Origin of the sequence: Methylocystis sp. SB2 (genome assembly GCF_049817085.1) — a bacterium.
GTDB classification, from domain to species: Bacteria; Pseudomonadota; Alphaproteobacteria; order Rhizobiales; family Beijerinckiaceae; genus Methylocystis; species Methylocystis rosea.
Map to the genome: position 1 here is coordinate 680,863 of NZ_CP187401.1, position 18,370 is coordinate 699,232.

Annotated in this window: 16 protein-coding genes and 4 pseudogenes; 8 read left to right on the forward strand and 12 right to left on the reverse strand. The window is 60.0% G+C overall.

Going from position 1 to position 18,370, the window contains the following annotated elements; translation table 11 throughout:
• Positions 1-209: 209 nt before the first annotated feature.
• Positions 210-596: an integration host factor subunit alpha gene (locus tag ACPS74_RS03500; protein WP_370646285.1), complete on the forward strand. Its 387-nt coding sequence runs from the start codon at positions 210-212 to the stop codon at positions 594-596.
• A gap of 447 nt (positions 597-1,043) precedes the next feature.
• Here the strand turns inward: ACPS74_RS03500 and ACPS74_RS03505 are convergent.
• Positions 1,044-1,300, reverse strand: a pseudogene (locus ACPS74_RS03505) (transposase); the annotation flags it as partial.
• 58 nt (positions 1,301-1,358) lie between these two features.
• Here ACPS74_RS03505 and ACPS74_RS03510 point away from each other — a divergent pair.
• Positions 1,359-1,563 (forward strand): annotated as a pseudogene (locus ACPS74_RS03510) (IS21-like element ISFlsp1 family transposase); the annotation flags it as partial.
• Positions 1,564-1,729: 166 nt separating this feature from the next.
• Here ACPS74_RS03510 and ACPS74_RS03515 read toward each other — a convergent pair.
• Entirely contained in the window at positions 1,730-2,044 is a 315-nt protein-coding gene (locus ACPS74_RS03515; protein ID WP_239754384.1) for a phasin family protein, read from the reverse strand.
• Positions 2,045-2,678: 634 nt separating this feature from the next.
• Positions 2,679-3,826 (reverse strand): IS3 family transposase gene (locus ACPS74_RS03520; protein WP_239754382.1). Its coding sequence is split into 2 segments (ribosomal slippage): positions 2,679-3,562 and positions 3,562-3,826, totalling 1,149 coding nucleotides; the frame shifts between segments, so codons are not numbered across the junction.
• Positions 3,827-4,002: 176 nt separating this feature from the next.
• On the opposite strand from ACPS74_RS03520, the gene ACPS74_RS03525 reads away from it, so the two are divergent.
• Entirely contained in the window at positions 4,003-5,127 is a 1,125-nt protein-coding gene (locus ACPS74_RS03525) for an alpha/beta hydrolase (RefSeq protein ID WP_083481427.1), read from the forward strand.
• A gap of 402 nt (positions 5,128-5,529) precedes the next feature.
• Here ACPS74_RS03525 and ACPS74_RS03530 read toward each other — a convergent pair.
• Positions 5,530-6,214 (reverse strand): annotated as a pseudogene (locus ACPS74_RS03530) (IS3 family transposase); the annotation flags it as partial.
• Between the two features lie 158 nt (positions 6,215-6,372).
• Between ACPS74_RS03530 and ACPS74_RS03535 the strand changes: the two are divergent.
• From ACPS74_RS03535 to ACPS74_RS03545, 3 genes are all read left to right on the forward strand, one after another.
• Entirely contained in the window at positions 6,373-6,639 is a 267-nt protein-coding gene (locus ACPS74_RS03535) for a hypothetical protein (protein ID WP_157055275.1), read from the forward strand.
• A gap of 77 nt (positions 6,640-6,716) precedes the next feature.
• Positions 6,717-8,414 carry an FAD-dependent oxidoreductase gene (locus tag ACPS74_RS03540; RefSeq protein ID WP_029651429.1) on the forward strand — a complete coding sequence of 566 codons (1,698 nt, stop codon included), beginning with the start codon at positions 6,717-6,719 and terminating at the stop codon, positions 8,412-8,414.
• On the forward strand, positions 8,414-8,722 hold the full coding sequence (locus ACPS74_RS03545) for a UBP-type zinc finger domain-containing protein (protein WP_083481395.1): 309 nt from the start codon (positions 8,414-8,416) through the stop codon (positions 8,720-8,722). The genes ACPS74_RS03540 and ACPS74_RS03545 overlap by 1 nt, the downstream gene beginning before the upstream one ends.
• Positions 8,723-8,759: 37 nt before the next feature.
• Here the strand turns inward: ACPS74_RS03545 and ACPS74_RS03550 are convergent.
• From ACPS74_RS03550 to ACPS74_RS03580, 7 genes and pseudogenes are all read right to left on the reverse strand, one after another.
• A pseudogene (locus tag ACPS74_RS03550) lies at positions 8,760-9,387 on the reverse strand (transposase); the annotation flags it as partial.
• 233 nt (positions 9,388-9,620) lie between these two features.
• Positions 9,621-9,920: a putative quinol monooxygenase gene (locus ACPS74_RS03555; RefSeq protein WP_029651430.1), complete on the reverse strand. Its 300-nt coding sequence runs from the start codon at positions 9,918-9,920 to the stop codon at positions 9,621-9,623.
• A gap of 365 nt (positions 9,921-10,285) precedes the next feature.
• A complete protein-coding gene (locus ACPS74_RS03560; RefSeq protein ID WP_255722854.1) occupies positions 10,286-10,408 on the reverse strand; it encodes a hypothetical protein in 123 nt (40 codons plus the stop codon).
• A 110-nt stretch (positions 10,409-10,518) separates the two neighbouring features.
• Complete coding sequence (locus ACPS74_RS03565) at positions 10,519-11,493, reverse strand: GlxA family transcriptional regulator (protein ID WP_029652095.1); 975 nt, start codon at positions 11,491-11,493, stop codon at positions 10,519-10,521.
• A 47-nt stretch (positions 11,494-11,540) separates the two neighbouring features.
• Positions 11,541-11,873 (reverse strand): putative quinol monooxygenase, encoded by a 333-nt coding sequence (locus ACPS74_RS03570; RefSeq protein ID WP_029652094.1) that lies wholly within the window; start codon positions 11,871-11,873, stop codon positions 11,541-11,543.
• Positions 11,874-11,898: 25 nt separating this feature from the next.
• Entirely contained in the window at positions 11,899-12,156 is a 258-nt protein-coding gene (locus tag ACPS74_RS03575; protein ID WP_029652093.1) for a hypothetical protein, read from the reverse strand.
• A 1,384-nt stretch (positions 12,157-13,540) separates the two neighbouring features.
• Complete coding sequence (locus tag ACPS74_RS03580; protein ID WP_029652090.1) at positions 13,541-14,044, reverse strand: phosphate-starvation-inducible PsiE family protein; 504 nt, start codon at positions 14,042-14,044, stop codon at positions 13,541-13,543.
• Positions 14,045-15,186: 1,142 nt separating this feature from the next.
• Between ACPS74_RS03580 and ACPS74_RS03585 the strand changes: the two genes are divergently transcribed.
• Positions 15,187-15,498 carry a hypothetical protein gene (locus ACPS74_RS03585; protein WP_029652089.1) on the forward strand — a complete coding sequence of 104 codons (312 nt, stop codon included), beginning with the start codon at positions 15,187-15,189 and terminating at the stop codon, positions 15,496-15,498.
• A 1,040-nt stretch (positions 15,499-16,538) separates the two neighbouring features.
• Positions 16,539-17,183 (forward strand): SGNH/GDSL hydrolase family protein, encoded by a 645-nt coding sequence (locus ACPS74_RS03590; protein ID WP_029652087.1) that lies wholly within the window; start codon positions 16,539-16,541, stop codon positions 17,181-17,183.
• Positions 17,184-17,470: 287 nt separating this feature from the next.
• On the opposite strand, the gene ACPS74_RS03595 is transcribed toward ACPS74_RS03590, so the two are convergent.
• Entirely contained in the window at positions 17,471-17,749 is a 279-nt protein-coding gene (locus ACPS74_RS03595; RefSeq protein WP_029652086.1) for a PsiF family protein, read from the reverse strand.
• Between the last annotated feature and the right edge of the window lie 621 nt (positions 17,750-18,370).

Here is an 18,370-nt window from a genome sequence, read left to right on the forward strand (position 1 = left end):
GACGAACGAAACGCACCTCGCTCCATCCGCGAAGCCAGGTGAGTGAGACGAGAAAGCATTGAATCGCACGGATGCCTTCCCAGAGCAAAAAAGCGACGTTGACGTTCAAACTGCGCAACATCCGCCAAACGGGGCCTCTTGCGTTACTCGTAACAGTCTAATAAACATGAGCTTTCTGCCTAATTTATCATCGCAATGGAGAGATGGTCGTGAGCATCTTCGTAAGCGGACGAGCAAAGTTTGGATCAACTGACGGCGGTCGCACACCGAAGAAAAGCGAAGGAGTTCGAACTTTCACGCGATACGACTTGCGAGTGGCGATTTATCGTTATTGCCCGACGCTGTCCCGCGCCGAAGCTCGCAAGATTTTCGATGAGACCTTTGATGAGCTGTCCGACGCGCTTGTTCGCGGCGAACCGGTCAAACTGCGCAATTTTGGAACGTTTAACCTCCACGCTAAGCGACAGCGCACCGGGCGCAACCCAAAGACCGGGGTGGAGGCGGTAATTAGCGCCCGCAGGGTCGTGACCTTTCGCCCGTCTCCAGTGCTTCTAAAGCGGATAAACCAAGAAGCCGCCGACTGCCTCCCGGATTGAGCGAACAGGCGTGCCGCACAGAAAACAGACGTCGGCATCGCGTGGCAGCGCCTCTCCTTGGGCACATCGCGAAGCTGTCAGGAGGGCATCCACATGGGTAATCCTGCAGCGAGTCGCCCTGAAGCTATCCCAATGCTGCATGAGGGCGGCTGTTCCCCAATAAGATGAATCTCACGACCGCACGCCGGGCCCAAGCATCTGACATGTCTATTCGACGCGGAGCTAAGCGCGCCTGGAGAGGGAAATGCTCCTCCGACCCCGGGCTCATCGCCGACATTATTCATATCGTGAACTTCAAGACGATGCGCGAAGTGGTGCTCGTCCCGCTCGCTTTTCCCGGCGATCTGCATCGATGTGTTAATCGGCGCCATGGAGTGACCCCGCTAGAGCACGTATATTCAGAAGTTTGCCGTGGAGATCGGCGTTGGACCCCACGCGCCGAATAGCATTCAGGATCAGCTTCTCAAGCGTCAGATCAGACACCGCCTTGCGAAGCCGGACGTTCTCCTGCTCGAGATCCTTCAGCCGCTTGACCTGGCCGCTCTTCAGCCCGCCATATTCCTGGACCCAGCGGAAATACATCACTTTCCGTAACGCCTATCGATCAAATGGCTTCCGCAACCGAATGCCCTTGCGTCCGTCAGCACGTCGACCTGACGAAGCTTCGCGACAATCTCCTCGGGCTTGTGCCGTTTCCTGCCCATCTCAAATCCTCCTCATAGGCTCAAAGCCATACTTCACAGAGGATCACTTTTTTCAGGGGGGCAGTCCAGCGGCTACACGATCGTGCGCGAGTATGTGGCGTGTGCCGTTCTGTGTTCGCGCGAGATGTTCGTTCCATTGAGCCATGGCCCGGGACAGGCGCAGGCGGATTTGGCCAAGCGGACAGCTACATCGCCGGCAAAGAGGTCCGCTTTCATTATTTTGCGTGGACCTGCCGCACTCGGACGGTTGCTTCGTCAACGCGCCGCGCTTGGGGTCTGGGGCGTGCTGCGCGCCATCGCGTCGGGAGAGCCGGAGCCCTTGTCCCCGAATACGCCGACGCCATCGCCTTAAGAAAAACGCTCGGTCAGCGGAGCTGATCGAGCGTTTTATGTTGGCCTGTTTTAAGACGCGTTAAACCGCGTGTAAAATCAGTTCTGCTTCGTGGCGACCGGCGCTTTTGACAGGGGCGCGACGACCGGCGGCTGTGCGGGCGACGCGCCATTGATCGGCTTGAACGCTTCCTTGGCGAGGCCCGAATACGTCTCGCCAATCTTGATGGCGTAGGCCAGGAAATCGTCATAGGCGGATTTGGTGAAGTCCGACTGGAGCTGGATCGCCTCGTCGACCTTTTTCACGCCGATCAGCTTCTCGAAGAACGCCTGGCTTTTCTCGAAGGACGCCTTTGCGTAGTCCGTCGTTTCGGCCGCAATGGCCTCTAGACCCTTGGTTGACGAGGTAACCACCGTGGCAAACGGAGCGCCGAACGAAGCCGCGCCGAACGCTTTTGTCGCGGGGAAGTTGCTGAACATAGAGCATGCCTTTTTGGTCTAGGCGCGCGGGGCAATTCCCACGCAGCCGCGCAGGATGTGCGCTGCACAATGTGTCAATAATCATATTGCTTTGGAGCACAACCGAGCCGATCGCGGCGCAACGCTGCTTAAAGCGGAAGGAATGGCAAAGGCCGTGGGCTCGGCTCTCGGCCTAGCAAGCCCAATAGCTCGCCTGACCGAAACGTCCTCCTAGCGCCGCGCTGCCGAGCCGCCGCCCGCCTCTTGCGGCGGCATGGCTGAGTTACACAGGGCGGCAGGTGATTGCGTAAGTCTCTGTAACTAGATGATCCGAACCCATGTTTTCGCCGTGAAAAAGGCAGCGAGCACTGAGTAACGAAACCCCATCACCGATCACTCCCAATGCTCCCCGACGTCGCTCTCAGCGTCAAGATTCTTCTCCCCTGAGAAAAGAACGGCATCGAGATCGGCCCCCGGCTGCGGTCGCTCCAAACGCCCTTCGTCTTCGAGCCGCTCGATGTCGGGAAGTTCGCGCAGCGTCGCGAGCCCGAAAACTGGCCGGCCCCCGTTGGGTGATCCAGAAGCAATGTTAGTTTAATAGCGGCGTTTGGACCAGCGGCAACGCGCCCGGCGCAGCTGGTTGAGGTAGCGCAGCCGGGCGCGGGGGGAACAGAACTGCTGGGGCTGGAGGCTTGTATCCCAATGAGGAATGCGGCTTGATCTCATTGTAGTGACGCCGCCAGCTTTCGATGACGATCCGCCCCTCCTTCAGAGAGTAGAAGATCTCGCTGTTCAGCAACTCGTCGCGAAGTTTCGAGTTGAAGCTCTCGCAATAGCCGTTCTCCCACGGGCTGCCCGGCTCGATGTAAGCGGTCCTGGCGCCGACAGCGGTTATCCAATCCTGCACGGCCTTGGCGATGAACTCGGAACCGTTGTCTGAGCGGACATGGCCAGGAACGCCGCGCAGAATGAACAGATCGGACAGCAGGTCGATGACGTCCGTCGAGTTAAGCTTGCGATTGATCCGGATGGCCAGGCGGATGATGTTCAACATGCGATATTTGCGTCCGTCATGTGCTCGGTCTTCGACGAAGTCGTAGGACCAAACATGGTTCGGATGTGCCGGCCGTAACCGAATGCATGATCCGTCGTTCATCCACAGTCGCTTTCGCTTGGGCTGCTTTGCTGGGACCTTCAGCCCCTCCCGCCGCCAGCGACGCGCTTGAGGTTCACCGCCCAGCCGGTCGTGCCGCAACGCCGCGATGCGCCGATAGCCATATCGCCCATATTGGAGGGCGAGCGCGATGATGTCGGCGGTCAGAGCCGCTTCGTCATCTGGCGTCCTGGCGATCTTACGTTGCGTCGAACGATGTTGGCCGAGCACGCGGCAGGCGAAGCGTTCAGACACGCCGAACGCCTCCCTTGCGCGCTCAACGCAGGCGCGACGGCGGGCGGGGCTTAAAAGTTTCCCGACGCAGCCTCCTTCAAGATCAGCTTCTCAAGCGTTAGATCAGACACCGCCTTGCGAAGCCGGGCGTTCTCCTGCTCGAGATCCTTCAGCCGCTTGACCTGGTCGCTCTTCAGCCCGCCATATTCCTGGCGCCAGCGGTAATACGTCACTTCCGTAACGCCTATCGATCGAATGGCTTCCGCAATCGACTGCCCTTGCGTCGTCAGCACGTCGACCTGACGAAGCTTCGTGACAATCTCCTCGGGCTTGTGCCGTTTCCTGCCCACTCAAATCCTCCTCATAGGCTCAAAAGCCATACTTCACGGAGGATCACTTTTCAGGGGGCAGACCATCTCCCGTCGGCGGGTGTTGCGCTGATGATCGATCGCGGCCTGCCAGGCCCGACCCCGGCGGTGGTTTTCCCCGCTCAAAATCGATCTAATTACGACCGAAGGAACTGACCATGACAGGTTCACAGCCGCTCGGCGCATCGACCGTCCTTTTGCCAGGCCGCCGCTCCGTGCTCAGGGGAATCGGCGCTGTCGCCACGCTGCCAGGCGTGGCGTGGGGCCTGCCCGCATCCACCCTCGGCGCGCGCACGTTCAGCACGCCGCGCCATCGGACGCACTACCTCGAGGCTGGCCCGGCGGACGGACCGCTGATGATGTTCCTCCATGGCTGGCCGGAGCTAAGCCTGATCTGGCGGTCCCAGATGGAGGCGTTCGCGATCGACGGCTGGCACTGCATCGCCCCCGACATGCGCGGCTACGGCGGTTCGTCCCGGCCGAACGCAACCGGGCAGTACGCCCAGGAACAGATCGTGGCGGACATGGCTGAGCTGCACGACCATCTCGGCGGCAAGCCGGCGATTTGGGTCGGTCACGATTGGGGCAGCGTCGTGGTCGGATCGCTGGCTGGACATGAGCCCCGGCGCGCGCGCGGGGTTGTGCTGGTCTCGGTGCCGTATTTTCCAGGTGCGAACGCCTTGCCGACGCTCGTCCCGCTGGTTGACCGGACGATCTATCCGGCGAGGGAGTATCCGGACGGGCAGTGGGACTATTATCGCTACTACAATACGCATTTCGACGCGGCGGTCGCCGACCTGAACGCGGAAAAGTCATCGTCGCTGGCCTCGATCTTCCGACGTGGCGACCCCGCCAGCGTCGGCAAGCCCGCTTCGAATGCGACCGTCACGCGCAAGGGCGGCCGCTTTGGCGCTGAGCACCGCGCCCCCCCGACCCAACCCGATCCCGCGCTCTGGCCTCCTGCGGACTTCGATGCGATGGTACGCTCCTTCGAGGCTCACGGCTTCCGTGCGCCCTGCGCGTGGTACCTTAATGACGACACCAACATCACCTATGCGCGCACGGCACCCAACGGCGGCCGGCTGTCGCTGCCTGTGCTGTTCGTCAACGGCGACTACGACCAGATCAACACCATCAACGGAAATCGGCTCGGCGATCCGATGCGCGCGGCTTGCGCTGATCTCACGGTGCAAAGTCTTCCCGGCGCGCACTGGCTGCCGCTCGAGTGCAAGGCCGACCTCACCGCAACGATCCGCACGTGGCTTCACCACAAGAAATTATGAAGGGTCGATGCGAGCCGCAAAACGTAAGCTATGGGTCGCAATCGCTCAGCGACTAAGCCGCAGCCCTTGCATCTCAGCTTTCGGACACTGCGACGACACGGCAAACGACGCGCCGTGCGACCCCCAAGAGGTTACTTGAAACACTTCCCCGTTTTCAAATTTGCAGGACACTCCCATGCCCACATTCCAGAAATCGCTACCCCAGGACGCGCTATTCGTCAAAGTGACCCGCACGATCGCTCGCCCCGTTCCGGAGACATTCGCCTATATTGTGCCAGTGGATGTGACGCACATCATTTCCTCGAAATGGAGATATGCCGGGCAATGTCAGCACCACGGTCACTACGGAGTGGGGCCAATATGTCGGTCAAACGCGCGATACGACCGCGGATGACGGATCCTCCTTTCTCCGTCATGTGTTCGGTCTTCGACGAAGTCGTAGGACCAAACATGGTTCGGATGTGCCGGCCGTAACGAATGCATGATCCGTCGTTCAGCCACAGTCGCTTTCGCTTGGGCTGCTTTGCTGGGACCTTCAGCCCCTCCCACCGCCAGATCCTCTCGACGCGCTTGAGGTTCACCGCCCAGCCGGCGTCGTGCAGCAACGCCGCGATGCGCCGATAGCCATACCGCCCATATTGGAGGGCGAGCGCGATGATGTCAGCGGTCAGAGCCGCTTCGTCATCTGGCGTCCTGGCGATCTTACGTTGCGTCGAACGATGTTGGCCGAGCACGCGGCAGGCGAAGCGTTCAGACACGCCGAACGCCTCCCTTGCGCGCTCAACGCAGGCGCGACGGCGGGCGGGGCTTAAAAGTTTCCCGACGCAGCCTCCTTCAAGATCAGCTTCTCAAGCGTCAGATCAGACACCGCCTTGCGAAGCCGGGCGTTCTCCTGCTCGAGATCCTTCAGCCGCTTGACCTGGTCGCTCTTCAGCCCGCCATATTCCTGGCGCCAGCGGTAATACGTCACTTCCGTAACGCCTATCGATCGAATGGCTTCCGCAACCGACTGCCCTTGCGTCGTCAGCACGTCGACCTGACGAAGCTTCGCGACAATCTCCTCGGGCTTGTGCCGTTTCCTGCCCATCTCAAATCCTCCTCATAGGCTCAAAAGCCATACTTCACGGAGGATCACATTTCAGGGGGCAGAACAGAAGCTCCAGCCGCCGTTGACCTCCGCCGTCTTGCTCCCGCCGCCGGTGACGCGCGCCGTCTGATCCCGCCGCCCCCGTTGACGCGCGCCCCATGGATTTCGCCGAGCGTCGGCGCCGAGAATGCCACGTCGGCGCTTCCGATCTGGACCGGCGAAAGGTCGATGCCGATGACTTCGAAAGAATGAACCGAGTTGCCGGGGCACCGCTGGAGCATTATCGCAACCTCGACCCGACCATGTTGCCGGTTCGCATCTGGCGCCTGATTTCGTCATTCACGTCGCCGCGGGCGCTACGTTCCGCCCTCTGGACGCCTGTGGCGTATGGAACCAGGAAGCCTGCCGCGTGTTTTTCGAAGTAAGGCGTGTCTGCGGCCGCCAAGCGCTTCTTCAGATTTAGGCGTCCGCGTCGGCAGACAGCGCCCGTCCAGGGAAGGCGATGTCTCAATCTGCCGAATCAATCCTTGCCGCCAGGCGGGACCAGATGTTTCCTGTCATGACGCAGGCCGACATCGACCGCCTGCGCCACTTGGGCGAGGAGCGGAGCTTTCAAGCCGGGGAACGCATTATAAAAGCTGGCGAGGTTGCTCCCGGGTTGATCGTGATCCTTTCAGGCATAGTGGAGGTCACGCAGGGTTGCGGGCCCGACCAGCGCGAAACGATTGTGACACATCACGCCGGGCAGTTCGTCGGAGAGCTGGCGCAGCTCTCCGCTCGTCCGGCGCTCGTAGACGCCGAAGCCTTGGAGCCGGTTAAAGCCCTCGTCATTAGATCGGACCGACTGCGCGACCTGTTCATGCAGGAGGCCGAGCTCGGCGAGCGCATCATGCGAGCTTTAATCCTGCGGCGCGTGGGCTTGCTCGAAAGTGGTGTGAGCGGACCGATCATAGTTGGACGCGTTAATAACGCCGACGTTTTGCGTTTGGATTTCTTCCTCGCGCGAAACGGACAACCGCATCGCGTGCTCGATCCTGAAAGCGACTCTTGCGCTAGGACCTTGATCGAGCGTTTTGCTGTGGACGAGCATCATTTGCCGATCGTGCTTTGTCCGAATGGCAAGTTGCTGCTTAACCCTGGCGAGCACGAGCTTGCTCGGTGCATCGGCCTCGTCCGCCCGATCGACCCGACGAAAACCTATGACGTGGCGATCGTGGGCGGTGGGCCGGCGGGATTGGCGGCCGCCGTGTATGCCGCCTCCGAGGGCCTGGAAGTCATCGTTCTTGATCGCCGCGCCTTTGGCGGACAGGCGGGCGCTTCTGCTCGTATCGAAAACTACCTAGGATTTCCAACCGGGATTTCCGGAATGGCGCTGATGGCGCGCGCCTTCAATCAGGCGCAGAAGTTTGGGGTGGAAATGGCGATACCAGATGAAGCCCGGCAATTGGGTCAGCATACGCCGGGAGACGGAAAGAGATATTTTTTGGCTGTTGGCGATGACGAGACCTTGCACGCTCGCGCTGTTGTGTTGGCGACCGGCGCGCGTTATCGCCGCCTCGAATTGCCAAATTTGGCGTTATTTGAAGGATCGTCCGTGCATTATTGGGCCTCGCCGATAGAGGCCAAGCTTTGCCGCGGCCAGGAAGTGGCGCTCGTCGGCGCCGGCAACTCGGCAGGGCAAGCTGCGGTATTTCTCGCCGCCCATGCAAAGAAGGTGTGGCTGCTGGCTCGGCGCGGAAGTCTCGTCGAGACCATGTCTCATTATCTTGTGAAGCGCATCACGGCTCAACCAAATATAGAAGTAGTGACCCTCGCGGAAGTTACGGGGCTGGAAGGAACTGAAGGCAATCTCGAGACGGTGCGATGGCGCAACCGCGCGAGCAATCAAGAAACGGCACGCGCGATAAGTCATTTGTTTCTTTTCATCGGCGCGGATCCAAACACCGACTGGCTCGCGCAATGCGATGTCGCTCTGGATGAAAAAGGGTTCGTGCGCACTGGCGTTGACAGTGGCGAAAAGCGTCACGCCCTGGAAACGAACCGTGCCGGCGTGTTCGCCATCGGCGACGTGCGCGCGGGATCTGTCAAGCGGGTCGCCGCCGCGGTCGGGGAAGGCGCCCAGGTAGTTGCTGCACTCCACGCTTATCTCGCCCGAAGCGGCAGCGCCGCGGAATCGATCGCTTCAACCACGAGGTCCTGATGTCCGGGGAATGTCCGCACGTCGCCGGCATCCGTGACGTAACGCCAAGCGCACTCGGGTGCGAGGAATGCCTGAAAATCGGTTCGGCGTGGGTCCATCTTCGGCTTTGCCGGACCTGCGGTCATGTTGGTTGCTGCGACAGCTCGCCTCATCGGCATGCTACTAAACACTTTAACAAGACTCACCATCCTATCATCGAAGGCTACGATCCGCCGGAAGGATGGGGCTGGTGCTATGTCGATCAGATCGTTCTGGATCTCGGCCACCGGACTACGCCGCATAGTGGACCAATTCCGCGCTACTACTGAAGCGGGTTGGGGCGTCGACATTGGCGCTTAAGAAGCGGCTTTGCTTGGGTGCGCGGGGCGCTTCGACATCGACCACGCCGTGATCCGTATCGATCAAATAATTGTTCCCGTAGGCGAAGAATGCGTGGCCTTTATGCGCGCCGGTCCATTGCGCCGCAGGATCCGATCGCGCGATGAACTTCGGCGTCACGGGCGAAGCCGCGCCGAACGCGGCGTCATCGAGCGCTGCAAGATATTCGCGCGCCGCGCGGCACGCGTCATCTTTGTTTGCGTCGGGGTCCCAGTCGCTGCTCGGAACTGAGCGTTGCTTGTTGGCGACGGCAGCGATCAGACTTGCATCGACGGCGAAGCCGTTAGCGCTGATGAGGCCCTCGGCCATGCAACGTTCGACGATAAATTCAAAGAGCTGGCGCAAGATGTCGCTCTCGCGAAAGCAGCCATGCCGGTTCTTAGAAAACGTCGAATGATCTGGGACCTTGCCGTCCAGCCCGAGGCTGCAGAACCAGCGATAGGCGAGATTGAGATGCACCTCCTCGCACAGGTGACGTTCCAAGCGAATGCCAAGACAATAGCCGACGAGAGAATACGGACATCAACTCTGGATCGACCGACGGGCGGCCAGTGCTGCTGTAGAACGGTCTTAATGCGGCGCGAACGCCTTCGAGTCGAGATGCCGATTGATCCCGCACAGTCAGGGCGAGCGCCAGGATACTCGTAGCGAGCGCCAGGGCGAGCGTGAACAACGCCGCGACGATCGTCGCTAAGTCCCAAAATGACCGAATGACAATAATGTAGCCGGAAACACCTCGTGGGGTTTTCGGCTACGTTTCTTTTCTGATCGGAATCTTAATTTTGGGTGAGGCACGCGACGCGTCGATCGCAGCACGTCTTTGCGTTGTCAGCCCAGCTTTGATGCCAGCACGTCGATCTTCCGGATTTTGGGCGGCTGCGAGAAAAGCTCCGGCGCCTTCGCCATGAGTGCTTTTGCGACTTCGCCAGCAAGATGAGATTCTCTGCCAGCTTCGTCGTTGAAAACGTCGAAATTAGCGTAAGTGGTGGGTGATACTCGGATCGCGAACCACGCAACCGTGCCAGGCTCCGCTTCCACGAGCGGCAGCGCCGATTTCAAGAACGCCGCAACCTCGTGCTCCTTGCCGATCTTCGCTTCCAGCGTCGCCAAGATGCCAAACTTTACCATTGCGACCTCCTTGGGAACTATGGCCCCCGGCCGTCAGTTTGAACCTTTCGAGGCATTTTGCACGACGGTTGATTCTTGAGTCGCGCAACCATCAGGGAACCAATGTTTGACGATACTCGACAAGCCTAAACAGACGACGGCCGGAGGCGTCAATGAATGCGCCCGATTTAAACCAAGCGACGGGCGAACCCGTCCGCGGAAGCGAGGGCGCGGCTCATCAGTCTGCCCCTGAGAGCACCGCGCTTGTCGCCGCGCTAAATCTTGTGTCGGAAACAGCGGAGGCGATCAAAGCTTTCGATGAGCAGGCGAAGGCCTCGGCGGCGTTGCGGATGCGCAGCGGTAGGGCGTAAGGCGCGGGCTTCATCTCAGCGCCGATAATGCGCCAATTTGATCTTGAGCCAATGCTTGGTTGGGCCGCTCGGATAGGGCTTGTCGATCCGCTTGGAAACGATCCCTTCGAGGCCGAGCTTCTCGGCGTGCCGGAACACGGTCGGCCCGTCGGACAGCGACAGCGCTGTTTCACAGGAACGCTCCGACCTGGACGCAAGGCGGGCGTTTTGCAGTGATGCTGCGCCCGAGCGCTTGAGGGATGCGCCAATTATTTTTGGCGCGCTTGGACCCATCTCCGGTAGGCGCCTGGCGTCATACCTGAATATCGAGAGAACGCACGACGAAAACTGGCTTCGTCAGCATAGCCAGCTCTCGACGCCAAGCGCTTCACGTTGTGTGCCGTCGTTTCGAGCAGGGTTCTCGTGGCTTCGAAACGAATGCGTTCGATGAAGTGCTTCGGCGTCTCGCCTGATGCGCGCTGGAGATAGCGGTGCAGTGTTCGAGCCGAAGTGCCGAGCGCACGCGCGAGGCCTAGCACGGTCAACGGAGCGTCGCCCGCCTGCCGAATAATGTGTTCAGCCTTCAATAGAAACGGGTCAGACGCAGCCAAATGACCAAGTGGAACGTAGTTAAATTGCGTTGACGGAACAGTGTCGACGACCGTGAAGTCGGCGGCGACCTTGGCGGCGGAAGCGCCATAAAGCGAACGTATTACATGAAGGCAAAGGTCTATCCACGACATAGGGCCTCCAGCCGTGACGACTCGACCGTCCTCGATCAGTGAAGCGCCCCACAGAGCGTCGGCGCGTGGATATCGATCTCTCAATTCATCGTGTCGCCACCAGGTTGTCGTGCAGCGTCGACCATCGAGGAGGCCCGCTTCGCCAAGCAAAAATACGCCGCTGCATGAGCCGCATACCAGTGCGCCGAGCGCATGTTGGCGCCGCAACCATGCGGCCGCAGCGTCGATCGACGCTGTGCCGAGGAAGCGATCACCGTCGTCACAAAGGTAGCCAGGAACAATGACGGCGCTCGCTGGGATCGCTGTAATGCTCCTGTCCACTTCGAGTCGACGACCGCTACTGTCCTGGATTGGCTGTCCATCAAAACTTGCGGTGGAGACGCTGATCGGCTCGCGATTTTCGTCCTTGGAAATCGTAACCCAACTTAACTTCAGCATGTCCACGGCGCCGATCAAACCGGCGCCTAGGCAGCCGTCGTAACCGAGGACGGTAACTTCCATGGTCGAGCCCATTGCAGCCCGAAGCTGCGCCAGCGGCCCGTCCCTCCTCAGCGGCAGCTACCGCGGACGAGCTCAGGGGCGGCCAGGAGTTTATCTGCGAGAACATCAATCTTCTCGATCGACAGCGGTTTGGCAAGGAGCTCCGGCGCTTTCGCCATCAACGCTTTCGCGACTTCGCCGGAAAGATGCGCCGCGCGGCCCTCTTCGTCAGGAAAAACGTCGAAGATGGCGAAGGTGGAGGGCCCTGTGCGAACCGCGAACCATGCGGTCGTGTCGCGTTCTGCCTCGACCAGTTCCAAAGCGCCGATTAAAAACTGCGCCAGTTGCATTTCTTTTCCGGGTTGCGCCTCGAGCGTCACAAACAATCCAACCTTGGTCATCGCCTTATACCTACTGGTTATACGCCTAATTGCCGCTTAAGCGCCTGTAAGCGAACAAAAACTCTCTGGCGGAAAAGACCGTGATCAACGCCGCCGTCGCGAGACTACACGCGAGGAGAAATCCGTTGCCGCCCATTCCTGCCGATTCGTCCGCGATCGCCTCCCTCGCGGTATAAAACGCGCCTGCCCAAACGGCGACGATCCAGATCACGACGCCTGCCGCATAAATGGCGTCAGCACTGATCCACCGGTTCTTGCCGCTTGGCTCTGACGCCTTGACCATCGCAAACCTCCGCAAATCACTCGGAAACTGATGTGAAGAGATCATGCATTTGATCGCCTGAGTTGCAGCGCGCCGATTCTGCCAAACACGGTGCAGAACGCGCCAACGAGCAGCCCCGCGTCTGCGATATCATCATCAGGATCGTCCCCCATGTCTGAGGCTCGGCACCGGCTCCCGAATTGTCCGCCGAGCAGACGACCGGAGGAATGGACGCCGTTTTCGAGCGCTTCGGCGCAGGCGGTGTCGAGTGCCGGCAATCCGTCAGTGAGCACGGCGGCGAGAATGGCCCGCGTGACGATCGCCGTTGTCTGACCCGGCGAGCTTGCGGCGCGCGCGATCGAGCGCCCCGGGGCAACACCCAGTCCTTGAACGGCGCTCCGTTCCTGAGCGCGCCGCGCATTCAGTTCGTCGAAAGGTCTTGAACCGCAGACGCGGCGTGAAGAAGTGCGAGGCCGACCTGATTTTCGATCTCTCCCTTCTCCCTACCCGACGCCGGCGTGCAGGCAACAGGCTCGACGAGATGGTGCGAGCACATCTGAAGGAAGCGGCGATTGCGCTAGAACGCAGAACCTTGCGGACCGTGTTGCGCGATATCTTCAGATCGCGCGCGATCTCCTTGATCGATTTGCCCTTCTGTAAATGCTCTCGCCTGATCCGACCGATCGTCTCCACAACCACCATCCCCCACCGCCCGCTCGATGCCAGAGCGGGCAGACCTGCCAGCAGACTTCAGGGGGGGGTCAAATTTGCACGCCGCAACACAGTCAAGGCGCGGCTTCACCTTCTGCCGCTTCGCTCCATCATTGCGCTGACATGGCGGCTCAGACTCGCGCGGCCCTTTCTATGGCTCGTGCGCGTGACCGACCGATATGACGGCGCCGTCATGCGGACTGTTCGGCGCATCGTCGAGAGCGCCGAGCGCTGCGCCGTCAAGTCAGATGATTGCGGCGAATGCCGAGACCATGACTTACGACCGCGCCGCGATCAATGCGGGACGCCCACAAGCGGTTCAGAGACAGCAAGCGACTCGGGCTCGTCTGGACGCGGGCAATACCTGTCGACGTCGTGGGCGGCCCGCGAAAGAGTGGCGTAAGCACTGCCCGACTGCGATATAAGCTGTGATATGCTGCACCAGCGCTGACCCCTCGACGCCGGGCAGTCGCACGAACGCCCCGACCGTGGATTTAGCGGTAGGGCGTTGTCCAGATAGAGAGGATCGCCACAGAGCGGCGACGCGTCCAGTCGGGGGTATCGCTCCACGATAAGAGAAAATTCTATCTGGAGCGTCCGCTTATGCCCCACCTCTGCCATTTGGCCACGCATTCTTCGGACTGCGGATGGAGCTAGTCCGCCGCCAACGTCGGGCCCCGCAGAAAACAGTTTGTCATCCTTGCGGGCTATCGCGTCGACGACGCTCCTCGTCCTTTTCGTCCTGATCGCGGATGAGCCAATAGACCGCGCCGAGCGCAAGGGTGGCGGTCGCGAGGCCCAGCATCGTCAAAGGCGGCGCCTCGGCAATGTCGAGGACAATGAACTTTCGCACGACCGCGAAGAGGGCGATCAGAACCACTGTGCGCACCTGCACGATGTTCTGATGACGCTTGATCATGATCAGGACGGAGTGGTTGAACTCAAGCGCAATGAGCACCGTCATGATCATTCCGAAGACCGTCTGGAACGTGGCCTGATTCGCGGGATCGATCGCATCCTGGATGAGCAGCAGCAGAATCCTAGTCCCGAGGTGATACAGAGCGACGCCGATGACCGGCGCGATCAGCGCGGTTAGAAACAGGCAAACGATCTGCTCGAAGCGCTCGTAGATGTCGAGCGCATGGAACGAAGCGATGTCCTTTTGCAGCTGCTTTCTGATTGTCTGAGATTCGACCATGGTCGCAAAGGCCTCGCAGCCAAAGGTGGAAGCGCACGACGGGCTGCGCACGGCAGCCGTCCGCAGAGGTCGCCTTCGAGATGTGAGACTATATAAGTCACCGCCCCTTCAACGCCATGGCGGTTCTCCTATCGGTATCGGAGGAGAGCGAATTCCGCGAAGGTCCTTCCGAATATTTCTCCGCCCGTCTTGAAACAGCGGATTTGATCATGAGCCAACGGGCTCATGGGCGCAGCGTAGTCGGCAAGAACGCGGATTGGCGATAGGCCACTTTTTCGTTTCGGCCAGAGCACGCGCGAGTGCCCACACGTGTGGCGAAGCTTAGCTAAAAACGGATGACTGAAACTAAGCCGAGCTGCAGCGTGTCATTTGCGCGCAGCTGTTCGCAGAATAGATCAGCAGCTTACCAAGGGGCTACGGCGCGATACATAAGAGTTTTCGCTATATGTGCAATGCAGTGCACCTCGCCCCCTCAAAGACGATGACCGCATATCGAGGTTCTGCCGATCGATTTATGCCTGGCATTGTGGCTGCCTTCGACTGGCACCCCAGCGGGATCCGAGATTACTGGCGCAGATTGTCCAGCTTGTGATGGTATAGAGGCGAGCCGCCTTGATTGGCGCGTGGACAGACCCGGGTTGCTCGCTTGCGGACGCGCCTATGGCATACATGCGCGTGCTGCTCTTTGGTGCCTCCCGAACGGCGCTCGCCTCAAGGTCTTGGAAGAACTAGCCGGTGAAAATTCAGGTCGGACGTGTCGAGCGGCGTTAACTCTTGCTCGCGCCTGAGCCATAGATGCGCCCTCAAAAAGGCCGGCGTCGACGGCGACGAGCCGGGCGTGAAGCTGAAAAAGACCCACGGCTGTGAACCGCGGGCGCGCCGCGAGCAGTCGCGAATCTCCCTCCGCTGTCGAGGACCAACGCAGAGGACGCAAGCTTACCTCGGACCTCATCCGAACGGCGCAAGCGTCAAAACGGCTCGCATGCTACTGAGCGGATGAAATAGCCATTCACAGTTCCAACAGCTTCGGCAGGGACGAACAGCGGCGCTCGCAAGAGCGACGAGCCGGCGGCGCATTGCTAACCAGTGCGAAGTTCGAAACTTCAAACTCAAGTTATTTCTTGCGAAAGGGAGTGACCTCAATGGCTAATCGAACCATTCGCGTGTGGTGGAAGTCCGTGGCCACAGGCTGGCTGAATTTCAACTGGGATCCGATCACCTCGCAGTCGGTTGTTCACATCTCCGCCTGCGAGTGGAAGCCGAGCACCACGATCGGCGGCAAGAGCAAACACCGCGGCGCTGCACAGATTTTCGTAAAGAATATTCGCCCTCATGGCAGCAACGTTGAAGCGAACGGCGTCGAGTTCTTCGCACAAGTTGAATGGGGAACGCCTCTCGACGTCGTGTTCGACATCACTGTCTTTGACAACCCCGAACAGGAGCATACCATCTAGCCTCGTTTCTGATCTTCGGCGCTGCCGGTCAAGGATGCACCGGCGCGCCTATTATCGGCAGTGTGCGCTCGCGCATTCCGCCGCAGAGTGGATATGCGCCACTGTCTGCCATGATGTCATGCGCTCCAAGGGAGCTTGACGGACTTAGGCAGACAGGCGCTCGCCATGAAAAAGCAGACGGATCCTGATTTAGTTGGAAGCTGGACTTTCGAAGCAATCCGATCGTTTGCTGGCGCGGCCACGGGGGGAGAGGTCGCTGCTATGCAGGAATCATTCAGGCGCCAGGCCGAGCTCTTTCGGCGTAACGGCGACGACGGCCGCGCCGCATTTTGGGAGGCGCTGTCCAATAGGATTGCCGACGCGGCTGACCTATCAGCCCGGCAAGCGGGTGAAGTTCTTCCTACGACCGATGCTGCGTGACGCGTCTCCATAGTCAGGACGATAGCGCCAAGGGCCACACAAAGCCGAAAAAGTCACGCAAGCGCACGTCCGCACAGGGATGCTCGATTTGCTCGAGCAGCAGCGAGCGTGAAGCTGAAAAGCCCGCGGATGTGAACCGCTGGCGGTGATCGCGGCGGAGAAACCAGTCATGAATTTTTACGTTTTCCTGGCCCCAAGCCGTCAGTCGGCGACGGTTCACAAAGGATCTTGTCCTCACTGCAATGAAGGCAGGGGCCAGCGAAGGCCGGGACTAAAAGCAAATCTCACTACGGAATGGCTTGGCCCGCATCTAGATAGCAAAAAAGCGTTTGCAATCGCTCGCGGATCTGGCGTCAAGAATGTCACGAGATGCGGGCACTGCAAGCCGGAGAATCCAGTTTAGAAACTACTCGCGCCGGACTTCACTCTCCCGATCTCCAATATTTGGCCACAGGGAAACAAGATGGGAGGCTCAAGCCACTTTGGCAGCAGCGAAATGAGCAATGAAGCGGTAGCCGCCATATTCCGGCCTCATCTTGCCAGCTTGGATACCGGTGATACCTGGCGAGGAGATCGATGCCTATCGTCGCGAGCGATGCATCCTTGCGACAAGGATTTGTATGAGCTCGAATATCGCTGCTCCGTCGCGACGTTTTTTTCTCGGCGCCATCGCGCCGGTATTGGCGGCGGTCGCTCTAGGACCTGCCGCCGCCAGCATCGCCGTCGTCGGCGATAGTCTCGCGGCCGGCTGCCCATTCCGCACGCTGTCGTGTCGCCCCTTCGAGGTGATAAACTTCGCCAAGGGCGGCGCGCGGCTTGCGGATATCGGCGGGCAGTTAGAGCGTGCGCAACGAACGCGGGCGCAGAGCTTCATCATCGACGGAGGTCTGAATGATCTTTTCGGCGCCGCCGCGCAGCTCCGGGACATCGAACGCGATTTCCGCGGCGTGCTGCAAGTCCTCAATCCGGACGCTTCCGCGATCTTCACCTTGATGCCTTACATCGGCCAGAGAGAGGAAGCGCCGCGCATAGATGCAGCGAACGCAATGATGGCGGAGCTTTGCCGAGAGCGAGGCATCGAGGTGTTGGACCTCAATCCGCATGTCTCGCTCAATGGCGTGCGCCGCGTAGAGATGAGCGACGACGGGGTGCATTTCACGCCACGCGCCAATGCGGTGTGGATCGCGGCTCTTCGGGAGAAGTTGAGCGATCAGCTATTCCTCGACAGTGGGAGGTTAGCGAAAATCTTACTCGCGCCGAGCTGACCGCGGTCGAGCGCGACGAACATGTCGCCGAGTGGATCAGGCTGGCCAATCATCTTCAATCGTCTCAAGTTATGCTAGATGAGACGAAGCGCTCTGGCGGCCGTGGCCCTCGCCACGAAGGCGGAGTCCGTGGTGCTGCCCGCGATCTCGGTCATAGACCGCGACAACGCCCGACGCGCGACGGAGGTTGCCAACCGCTCCCCGACCCCGCCGGCCTCTATTTCCGGCATTCGTTTCACGAGCCTTTCAACGAGCGCGTCGGCGACGGCGCCATGCGCCCGCGCGCGTTATTGAGCGCTCGGCTTCGCGGTCGAGTCCTTAACGCACTTTTTCGCGAAGCTCGTCTTGGCGGCGCCCGCCAACTTTTTCTCGACGGCGGCGGCTTCGCGGGAAGCAGCGGCGGTGTCCCTTTCGCACTTTTTCATGAAGCCGTTCAGCGCTGCGCCGTGCAGTTTCTTCTCCGTCGCCCTGGCGGCGCAGTCCGGAGCGGGAGGCGGCGTTTGAGCGAAAGCCGTGGTGGATATGCCAGCGGCGAAGATCGCAGCGGCCAAAATCCTTCTCAACATGTCGTCCTCATCAGAGCTGCGTGCTTTCAACGCTAAAACAACGAAAGAAGTGCGACCAAAGAAGCCATCCCAAGGGCGTCAAACACTATGCCCTCCCAAGTCGGTCCGATCCATGTCCCGAGCGTGAGCAGGCTAACACCGGCGACGAGAGATAGAAATGATGCCCCTATTCCATGACCGGTTGGGGGCTCGGCCAATAGCTCCCCTCCATACTTGCCAATGACGATAACGCGGCCTCCCCGATGTCCCCGTCGTAAATCCGTTGGGTGCTCCATTCTCAAAAAAAAGCCCGCGACCTTGATTTTGAGCCGCGAGTTAGGGGCGCGCTCGATGGAAACGATCGGGCGCGTCTCGTCTGTCTATGGGCGCTGCGCTGAAATTGGGCGGCGAGTTCCTCTTTAATCGTCGCGCAGTCCAGAATACTAGTGATCAAAATCTAACGCTTGGCGCCCAGTTCTCGGCTATTTCGCGATAACGATGTCGAAGTCAGCGATGCGCCACGAGCGAACCAACAGCGCGCATTCCGTATTTGCTGATGTTTAATCGGTTTCCTCAGCTAGACGACAAACCCTTTCTCGCCACCGCATGGGCAGCAACTCCAAGAGTCGTAGCATCGGCGAC